The following is an 8,690-nucleotide window of genomic DNA, read 5'->3' as shown; positions in this document are numbered from 1 at the left end:
GAACTGACCCTCCCTTGGACGGCCGTCGCCCCCCGCACCTCTCGTTGAGCCGCGGGGGGGGGGCGGCATTGACGGGAGCCTTGCGGCGCCCCCCCGCCCGCCCACACCCCCCCCGCCCACCCGCCCCCCGCCCCCCCGCCGCCCCCCCCCGCCGACGTTCCGGATCAGGCGTACAGGCCGTCCAGCCAGTTCTGCCACGCCTTGCGCGTCGCGTCCTCGTCGCCGGACGCGCCGGCGGCGAACCGGTGCAGCGCGACCCCGACCGGCGCGCCCCACGCGTTGCGGCCGAAGAACCGGTACATCGCGTCGCCGGTGCGCAGGCCGAGGAAGTTCTCGTTCCGGAAGTCGACCACCGCGTCCACCTCGCCGGCGCCCGGCAGGTCCACCCGCACCCGGTCGCCCTCGGACGCGCCGTCCGCCGCCGACGCGCCCAGCCCGAGCGCCCGGCCGACCGTCTCGAACGCGTCCTTCGCCGTGGACGCCGCCGGGCCCTGCACGTCGGTGTGCACCGCCGGCATACCGGGGAAGTGCGTGACGTACTGCCGCAGCGTGTGCAGGTAGAAGTCGGTGTGCTTGTTCGCGCCGTCGTACTGGTCGTCCCAGTTCTCCACGAAGATCCCGCTGTGCACGTAGCGGACCCAGGACCGGCCGCCCTCGCGCGGCTCGATCAGGTGGTCGAGCTGGTTGAGCGACTGCCCGACCGCCTTCAGCTCCTCGGGGGACTCGGACCGGACGACCAGCCGGTGCGGCGGGTCCCAGGTGGCCACGGTCGAGCCGAAGCCCGCCGCGCCGCCCTCGCGCGGCTCGTACTCGGTCGGCCACAGCCACCCGGCCGTGTTCGCCGTGATCGCGTCCCAGATCCGCTCGGGCGGCGCGTCGACCTCGAACTCGCGGACGATCTCGAATTCCTTCGCCATGGCGTGCTCCTCGCTCCGGCGCGCTGCCCGCGCGCCCGTTCCGTTGGTGTGCCGTTCTGTTCGCGGCTCGTGTGCCGTCATGCCGTGCGGCGGCGGGTGGCCTTCAGGACCCGTCCGCGTCCGCCGCGCCGCGGTCCTGCTCGATGCCCGGCGGGCCGCCCTCCTCCGCCCGGCCTCCGGCGGCGGGCTCGGCCTTGAGGGAGGGGTGGAGGGCGATGACGACGCGGTGCGGGCGGCCGCCCTCCGCCGACGCGTCGTGGTACTTGCGCACCAGAGCGCCGACGCCGGCGGTCAGCTCCTCCACGAACGCCGCCCGGTCGGCGGCCGAGGCGAACCGGACCTCGCCGTCCAGCGCGTAGGTGGCCAGCCGCTTGTTCGCCCGCTCCGCACCGGTGATGAGCGCGCCGACGTCGCGGACCAGTCGCGCCGCCAGCGCCAGCAGCCAGCGCGCCGACAGTGCGTCGCGGTGCCGCGCGGGGTCGGGCTGCAGGCCCGGCAGCGCCAGCGGCGAGATCACGTACGACGCCGCCGTGGCGCGCATCAGCCGCTCGGTCATGTTGCCCTTGCGGCGCTCCTCGACCAGCTCCACCAGCCCGTGCCGCTCCAGCGCCCGCAGGTGGTAGTTCACCTTCTGCCGCGGCAGCCCGACCCGCGCGGCCAGCGCCGCCGCCGACAGCGGCTCGGCCAGCTCCGCCAGCAGCCGCGCCCGCATCGGGTCCAGCGACGCGGCCGCCGCCCCGGGCTCCTCGATCACCGTCACGTCCAGCATGCGTCCATCATGGGCACCGACAGTATGAGTTGTCAAGAAAAAAAAATTTGTCGGTGCCCCCCACGTGGGTGATCACTCCGGATCGGCGGCGCCTTCTCGGGTAGTGACCCCTCGACGCACGACGGCACGAGGCGGAGGAGGTCACGGTGGGAGGCACGGGCGGACGGGACTCGCTGCCGAAGGCGCTGCGCGACTACGCGCTGATCGCCGACGGGGAGCGCGGTGTCCTGGTCGGGCCGCAGGGCGAGTACGCCTGGATGTGCTTCCCCGCCTGGGACTCGCCCGCCGCGTTCGGCGGCCTGCTCGGCGGCCCCGGCGACTACGTCGTCCAGCCCGTCGCCGAGCGGTGGGTGTGGGGCGGCTACTACGAGGACCGCGGGCTGATCTGGCGCAGCCGCTGGGTGACCGGCGACGGGGGCATGGTCGAGTGCCGCGAGGCCCTCGCCCGCCCCGCCGACCGCGACCGCGCCGTGGTGCTGCGCCGCTGCCGGGCGGTGCGCGGCGCCGCCCGCATCCGCGCCGTGCTGGACGTGCGCGCCGGCGGCCGCCACGAGCGGATGCGGGACCTGCACCACCACGGCGGCGAATGGACGGCCCGCAGCGGCCCCGCCCGGATCCGCTGGCGCGGCGGCGACGAGGCGGTGGTGCGGGAGAACACCGACGGTGGGCCCGTCCTCGCCCTCACCTTCGACCTCGCCGAGGGCGAGTCCCGCGACCTGGTCCTCGAGATCGCCGAAGGCGCCTCCGAAGGCGCTCTGGACCCGGCCGCGCTCTGGGACGCCACCGAACGCGCCTGGCGCGACGACGTCCCGTCCTGCGAGGACACCATCGCCCCGCGCGACGCGCGCCTCGCCTACTCGGTGCTCACCGGGCTCACCAGCAGCGGCGGAGGGATGGTCGCCGCCGCGACCACCGCGCTACCGGAGCGCTCCGACGAGGGCCGCAACTACGACTACCGGTACGCCTGGATCCGCGACCAGTGCTTCGCCGGGCGCGCCGTCGCCGTGCACGGCGGGCCGCCGCGGCTGCTGCGCACCGCGGCCGAGTTCGTCGCCGCCCGCGTCCTCGCCGACGGCGACCGCCTCAAGCCCGCCTACACCGTCACCGGCGCGGACATCCCCGAGCAGCGGGACAGCGACCTGCCCGGCTACCCCGGCGCCACCGCCGTCACCGGCAACCGCGCCAGCTCCCAGTTCCAGCTGGACGCGCTCGGCGAGGCGCTGCTGCTGCTCGCGGCGGCCGCCGAGCGCGAGGCGCCCGGCCCCGAGCGGCTCGAGGCGGCCCGCGTCGCCGCCGACGCCGTCGCCCGCCGCTGGAAGGAGCCGGACGCCGGCATCTGGGAGACCCGCGACGACCTGTGGACCCACTCGCGGCTCAGCTGCGTCGCGGGCCTGCGCCGCGCCGCCCGGTTCCTGGCCGGGCCGGCGGAGGCGTCCTCCTGGAACGCCCTCGCCGACGCCGTCCTCGACGAGACCGCCCGCACCTCGCTCGCCCCGGGCGGACGGTGGAAACGGGCCCCCGGCGACGACCGCGTGGACGCCGCGCTGCTGATCCCGCCGCTACGCGGCGCCCTGCCGCACGACGACCCGCGCACCGTCGCCACCCTGGAGGCGGTCCGCTCGGACCTCGTCCAGGAGGGCTTCGTCTACCGGTACCGCGTCGGCGACGAGCCCCTCGGGGTCGCCGAGGGCTCCTTCAGCCTGTGCGGGTTCTTCCTCGCCCTCGCCGAGCACCGCCAGGGCGAGACCGCCCGCGCGCTGCGCACGTTCGAGCGGACCCGCTCCGGCTGCGCCACCAGCGGCCTGTTCTCCGAGGAGTACGACGTCCGGCAGCGGCAGCTGCGCGGCAACATCCCGCAGGCGTTCGTCCACGCGCTGCTGCTGGAGTCCGCCGCCCGCCTCGGGGGCTGACCGGCGTCAGGCGTCGGCGGGCTGCACGGCGGGAGCGGCCGCGCCGACCGCGCGCCTCCTCGTCTCCACCCCGAACGCCGCGACGACGAGCACCGCGAGCAGCAGCGGGACGGCGCCGAGCAGCGCGGTCGTGTTGATGGACGGCACCGTCGCGCCCACCACCAGCACGATCGTGACGACCACCCCGCCGAGCTTGCCGACCCCCGCCGACAGGCCCGAGCCGCGCGAGCGGATCCGCGTCGGGTAGATCTCCGAGCTGTAGGCGGCCAGCACCGCGGCGATCGTGGCGGTCCCGACGATCGGGCCGGCCAGCAGCACGTACAGCCACGTCCGGTCGTGCGCGAGGGACTCGCCGGAGAAGGAGAAGGCCACCAGCGCCGCCGCGGTCAGCGCGGTCAGCACGATGATCGTCTTCTTGGCGCTCCACAGCCCGTACATCGCGGCCGCGACGAACACCAGCGGCAGCCCCAGCAAGGAGGAGTCGCGCAGCGCCGCGTCGGCCGACTTCTGGGCCAGGCCGAGCCTCTGCAGGTTCGACGGGATCCACAGCTGGAACCCGTAGGTGACCAGGCCGATGCCCAGCCCCAGCACCACCACCGCGATGCTGAGCCCGGCGAACGGGGGCCGGAACAGCGGCGTGAAGCCGCCGCCGTGCGCGGCCTCCTGACGCTCCTCGGCGGGCGCCTCCCCGGCGGGCCCCGACGCTTCTGCCTCGGTCTCCGCCACGTCCTCGATGGCGCCGTACCGGGACATGATCGTGCGGGCCTCGTCCTCCCGGCCGTGCGCCAGCAGGAACCGCGGCGACTCGGGGATCCAGTGGTTCAGCGCGATCAGCAGCACCCCGGTCGGCATGCCGAGCAGCCACAGGATCCGCCACGAGTAGTGCGGGACCAGCGCCGATGACAGCGAACTGGTGATCGCGTAGGCCAGTGCGAGGTTCCCGCCGATCAGCACCATCACCCAGCCGCGGTGCCGGCCCGGGATCATCTCCGCCAGCAGCGAGAACGTGATCGGCAGCATGCCGCCCGCCGCCAGGCCCATCAGCAGGCACATCGCCAGGTTCCAGGAGAAGGACGGCATCGCCCCGCAGACCGCGGTGGTCACGAACATCACCCCGGCCAGCAGGATGGAGGAGCGCCGCCCGATGCGGTCGCCGAGCCAGCCCCACAGGAACGAGCCGGCGACCGTCCCGGTCAGGCCGAACAGCGGCAGCAGCGCGACCGGCCAGTGCCCGCCGGGGTTGAGGGCCGACTTCAGCCCGTACTCCTTGCCCATCCCCGGCGCCACGAACGACAGCGTGATCGGCTTCATCGCGTCGATCGTCACCGCCGTCGTCATGACGATGACGAGCCCGATGTGCGCCCGCCGGAACGGCGCGTCGTGCGCCGCGCGGACGCGCACCTCGCCGTCGCGGCGGGACGCGGCGAGACCGCGCGGGATGAGCCCGTACGCGGTGAGCGCCAGGCCGACCACGATGAGCGCCATCCCGGTCAGCATCGGGGCGTCCATCGACATCCCGCGCATGGTGTAGTGCATGTCCGCCGAGTCGATGTACATCGGCAGGTGCAGGGCGACGCCCGCGACGCAGGCGATGAACCCGGTCCAGAAGGCGGGCGGATGGGCGAAGGTGATACCGCCCATGGGCCGTGTTCGCATCGGTGTCCTTTCGGAGGGGGCGGCCGGGGACCCGGCCGCGGTGGGAGCGCCGTCAGGCACGGTGGATGTGACGCGGCGGGCGCCCGCCCGGTGCGCGTCCGGTTCCGGCCAAGCCGAATCAGACCTTCCGGTTGGACTCGAACCGGAACGTGCGGGTCAGGCCGACCCGGACGGTCGCGCCCGGCGCCAGCTCGACCGGGGTGTCGGGCGGCAGCCGGACGAAGTCCGCGGCACCGGGCGCGCGCACCGCCGTCCCGTTGGCCGATCCGAGATCGACCACGTTGACCTGCCATTCCTCCAGCCGGACGAGGACGTGCCGGCGGGAGATCGACTCCTCGGCGTCGGTCATCCGGAGCGGGTGCGCGCGGCCCTCGGCGACCTCGGGCGCCCGGTCGGGGCGCCGCCCGATGAGGTGGTCGTCCTCGAGCGGGACCGCCTGCCCGTCGTCCAGCAGCAGCACGCCGAGCGGCGGCCGCGGCCCGTGGAACGGCGACAGCGTGAGCTGGAGCATCGAGATCCCGCAGACCGCGCAGTAGTGCGCGCGCGGGTCGTTGAAGTGCTCGTTCTTGCAGTTGACCCCGAGCACCTGCGGCCCGCCGGGGCGCCGCTTCGGATGCCGGCGGATCAGGCTGACCCTCTCGCGCGGCGGCTCCTCGGTGCCCGCGGCCGACACGCCGTCGACCGGCGTCGGCGGCAGCGGCGGCGCCGGCTCGGCCGTCGTCGGCCGGGCGGGCGCGACCGGCCGCGGCACGGACGGCGCAGGTGGCGCGGACGGCGCGGGCGGCGCGGACGGCGCGGGCGCGGCGGCCGGGCGGCGCACCGCGCGGCGCAGGCCGCCGCCGCGGACCACGCCCGAGGCCAGCCGCAGCCGCGGCTCGGCCCGGCCGGCGCCGCCCAGCGTCAGCTCCAGGCTCGCCACCGGCCCCTCGACGGTCCGCTCGGACGGTTCGTGCGGGCCGCCGCCGACCCGGACCTCGTCGCCGTCCGCGAGCATCACCCGCGCCGCGGCCTCGCCGCTGACCAGCACCGCGAGCCCCGACCGCCCGGACGGCCCGGCGACCGCGCACGCCGGCGGCCGGGCCCCGGCGCGGCCGGCCAGCGCCCGCGCGGCGCGGCGCACGAGCTCGGCCCCGTCGCCGCCCGCCTCCGCGACCTCCTGCAGCGCATTCAGCAGCGCGTCCACCAGCGGCGCCGTCACCGCGTCGGGCGCCGCGCACACCAGCGACAGCTCGCCCTCCTGCGCGACGAGACCGTCGCCGGGCAGCGGCCGCGCGAACGCCCGCGCCCCGCCGGTCACAGCAGCCGTCCGCCGCGCAGCCTCCACCGCACGGAGAGCACCCGCATGGGCCCGTTGAGGAACAGCCACTGGCCGAGCCACACGACCACGAACATCGTCACGAACATCGACGCCGACACATGGTCTCCGATGCCGGGAACGAGCCCGGTGTTCAGCAGCAGCCACATCACGGCGCCCTCCGGGACCATGGTGACCAGCCCGAACAGCGTCGGCCAGTCCTTGTCCCAGCGGAACTGCATCAGCAGGTGGTACAGCAGCTCCCACACCAGGCCCACCGCCATCACGGCGAGGAGCATCAGGAACGCCGTCCGGTACGCCGTGCCGAGCGAGCCCGGCCTGCCCGGCAGCACCGGGACGACCAGCGCGGTCAGCAGCGCGCCGACCGTGGCCAGCACGAAGATCCGCGTCTGCAGGCGTCCGGCGAGGGTGGGGATCACGGTGGGAGCTCCTGCGTGGGGGAGGGCGTGGAGGGAGGCGGGACCGGGGGAGGGGAGCGGGACGGGCGGCGGGTCAGAGGGGACGGCCCCTCATCCACCTGATCCACTGGCCGGTCGACCGCACCGGGCCGAGCCGCGAGCAGAACCCGCGCCGGGCCAGGTCCTCGGCGATGTCCAGCGCCGCGGTCTGCATGCCGAGGAAGCTGTCCACGGCGGGGAAGTGGTTGCCCGCGGCGGCGGCGCCGGAGGCGTACAGCACCCCGCCCTCGCTCTCGGCGCCGAGCACCTCGAAGTGCTCGCCGACCGCGAGACGGCCCGCGCCGTTGCGCCGCGCGCCGCCGTACTGCAGCAGGTCGGCCAGCACCCGGTGCTCGGGCATGTCGGCCTCCAGCCCGGTGCAGTCGATGATGAAGTCGGAGGTGTAGCGGCCGAGGCGCCCGTCGTCGCTGCGGGTGAGCGACACCAGCCGCCCGTCCGGGGTCGGCTCGACCCGGTCCACCACGGCCTGGAACGGGTGGTACCAGCCGCCGGCGCGGCCCTGCCGCATCTGCTCCTGCCAGCGGCGCAGCCGCGGCGTGGTCGTCCCGCCGACGGCCTTGGACAACTCGGCGCGCCGCTCCGGCCCGGCGCGCCGGAACTGCGCCTTCAGCTGCCCCCCGAACGCCGACTTCGGCAGCGTGAACGCCTGGTATGCCCAGCCGTCGCCGCCCTTGCGCCGCATCCACGGCCCCGAGCCGTGCGCGCCGGTGACGAACGTGCGGAACATGTGGACGATCTGCGTCTGCAGCCCGTACCGCTCCCGGTCGTCCATCAGCCGCTGCAGCACGCGGGACGCGACGATCCCGGCGCCGCGCACCACGACCACGCCCGGACGCGATTTCAGCGTCTCGTACACGTGCTCGTGCGGCTCGTAGGCGTTGACGACGCGGTGGTAGTCGTTGTGGGTCTCGCGGAACTGCTGCAGGTCGGGCAGGAACTTCAGGCCGGGGTAGCCGACCGCCAGGTGCACGTACTGCGACCGCATCACGACACGCTTGGTCGCGGACGTGCCCGGCGGCGGCGTCAGGACGGTGAAGTAGCCGCCGCCCGCGCGGCGCCGCACCATCCGCACCTGCCCCTTGGAGAGCATCTGCCAGTAGGAGATTCGCTCGGCCTCACGGCGGACGGTCTCGAACACCGTGGCGGCGCGGGGGCTGAAGAAGTCGCTGAGGATCGGCTCGGTCAGCACCTGCCACAGCAGCTTGACCGACTTGTCCCGCCACGCCTCGTGCAGCGCGTAGGACGGGAAGCCCCAGATGTTGTCGGGCCGGGCCCCGGCGTCGGAGCGGATCCGCTCGCCCGCCGGAAGCTGCGACACCCGGGTCAGGTACTCCCACGACTGCCAGGGCGCGTCCCGGCTGGACAGCACCCGGATGGCGCCCGCCGCGACCCCCTGGATCCGCAGGACGTCCACCAGCGTGAACGAGCCGAGCCCGCCGCCGACCGTGACCAGCGGCACGTCGTACAGCGGGATGCCCGCGGACTGGACCTGCCGGTCGTGCCAGACCGGCGATCGGAGCAGCTCGGGCGTGAGATCACCAGCTGGTCGGGCACCCTGCAACGACGTCCCCCGCGACAAGATCAAATGAATCGGCCGACACCTTATCCCAAAGCGGGCGCCCGGCAGGCGCGATCGCGGAGGCCGGAAGCGGCGCCGCCGCGTCG

Annotated in this window: 7 protein-coding genes; 1 reads left to right on the top strand and 6 read right to left on the bottom strand. The window is 75.0% G+C overall.

All coding sequences use genetic code 11. The features are described 5' to 3' along the window. Positions 1–164 precede the first annotated feature (164 nt). Together ABT299_RS19990 and ABT299_RS19985 are read right to left on the bottom strand one after the other, a co-directional pair. Positions 165–917 (bottom strand): SRPBCC family protein, encoded by a 753-nt coding sequence (locus tag ABT299_RS19990; RefSeq protein ID WP_387018458.1) that lies wholly within the window; start codon positions 915–917, stop codon positions 165–167. 103 nt (positions 918–1,020) lie between these two features. Next, positions 1,021–1,686, bottom strand: a complete 666-nt coding sequence (locus tag ABT299_RS19985) for a helix-turn-helix domain-containing protein (protein WP_500251651.1) — start codon at positions 1,684–1,686, stop codon at positions 1,021–1,023. Between the two features lie 146 nt (positions 1,687–1,832). Here ABT299_RS19985 and ABT299_RS19980 point away from each other — a divergent pair, with 146 nt between their 5' ends. Beyond that, the gene (locus ABT299_RS19980; protein ID WP_500251650.1) at positions 1,833–3,596 is read left to right on the top strand and encodes a glycoside hydrolase family 15 protein; all 1,764 of its coding nucleotides are present in this window, start codon (positions 1,833–1,835) and stop codon (positions 3,594–3,596) included. 6 nt (positions 3,597–3,602) lie between these two features. On the opposite strand, the gene ABT299_RS19975 is transcribed toward ABT299_RS19980, so the two are convergent. From ABT299_RS19975 to ABT299_RS19960, 4 genes are all read right to left on the bottom strand, one after another. Continuing rightward, positions 3,603–5,252, bottom strand: coding sequence for an MFS transporter (locus tag ABT299_RS19975; protein WP_190868884.1), 1,650 nt, complete (start codon positions 5,250–5,252; stop codon positions 3,603–3,605). 118 nt (positions 5,253–5,370) lie between these two features. After that, a complete protein-coding gene (locus ABT299_RS19970; protein ID WP_500251649.1) occupies positions 5,371–6,549 on the bottom strand; it encodes an FHA domain-containing protein in 1,179 nt (392 codons plus the stop codon). Beyond that, positions 6,546–6,986 (bottom strand): hypothetical protein, encoded by a 441-nt coding sequence (locus tag ABT299_RS19965; protein ID WP_387018472.1) that lies wholly within the window; start codon positions 6,984–6,986, stop codon positions 6,546–6,548. The genes ABT299_RS19970 and ABT299_RS19965 overlap by 4 nt, the downstream gene beginning before the upstream one ends. Before the next feature lie 73 nt (positions 6,987–7,059). After that, complete coding sequence (locus tag ABT299_RS19960) at positions 7,060–8,610, bottom strand: hypothetical protein (protein WP_500251648.1); 1,551 nt, start codon at positions 8,608–8,610, stop codon at positions 7,060–7,062. Positions 8,611–8,690 lie beyond the last annotated feature (80 nt).

The organism is Spirillospora sp. NPDC000708, from assembly GCF_040299565.1.
Lineage (GTDB): Bacteria > Actinomycetota > Actinomycetes > Streptosporangiales > Streptosporangiaceae > Spirillospora.
Note: the sequence above shows the minus strand (reverse complement) of the source record. Positions and strands in the feature narration are given on the sequence as shown.

What these genes read in the sequence shown, in the direction of transcription:
- ABT299_RS19975 (WP_190868884.1), bottom strand. Translation starts at nt 5,252, where the DNA reads ATGCGAACACGGCCCATGGGCGGTATCACCTTCGCCCATCCGCCCGCC.
- ABT299_RS19985 (WP_500251651.1), bottom strand. Translation starts at nt 1,686, where the DNA reads ATGCTGGACGTGACGGTGATCGAGGAGCCCGGGGCGGCGGCCGCGTCG.
- ABT299_RS19990 (WP_387018458.1), bottom strand. Translation starts at nt 917, where the DNA reads ATGGCGAAGGAATTCGAGATCGTCCGCGAGTTCGAGGTCGACGCGCCG.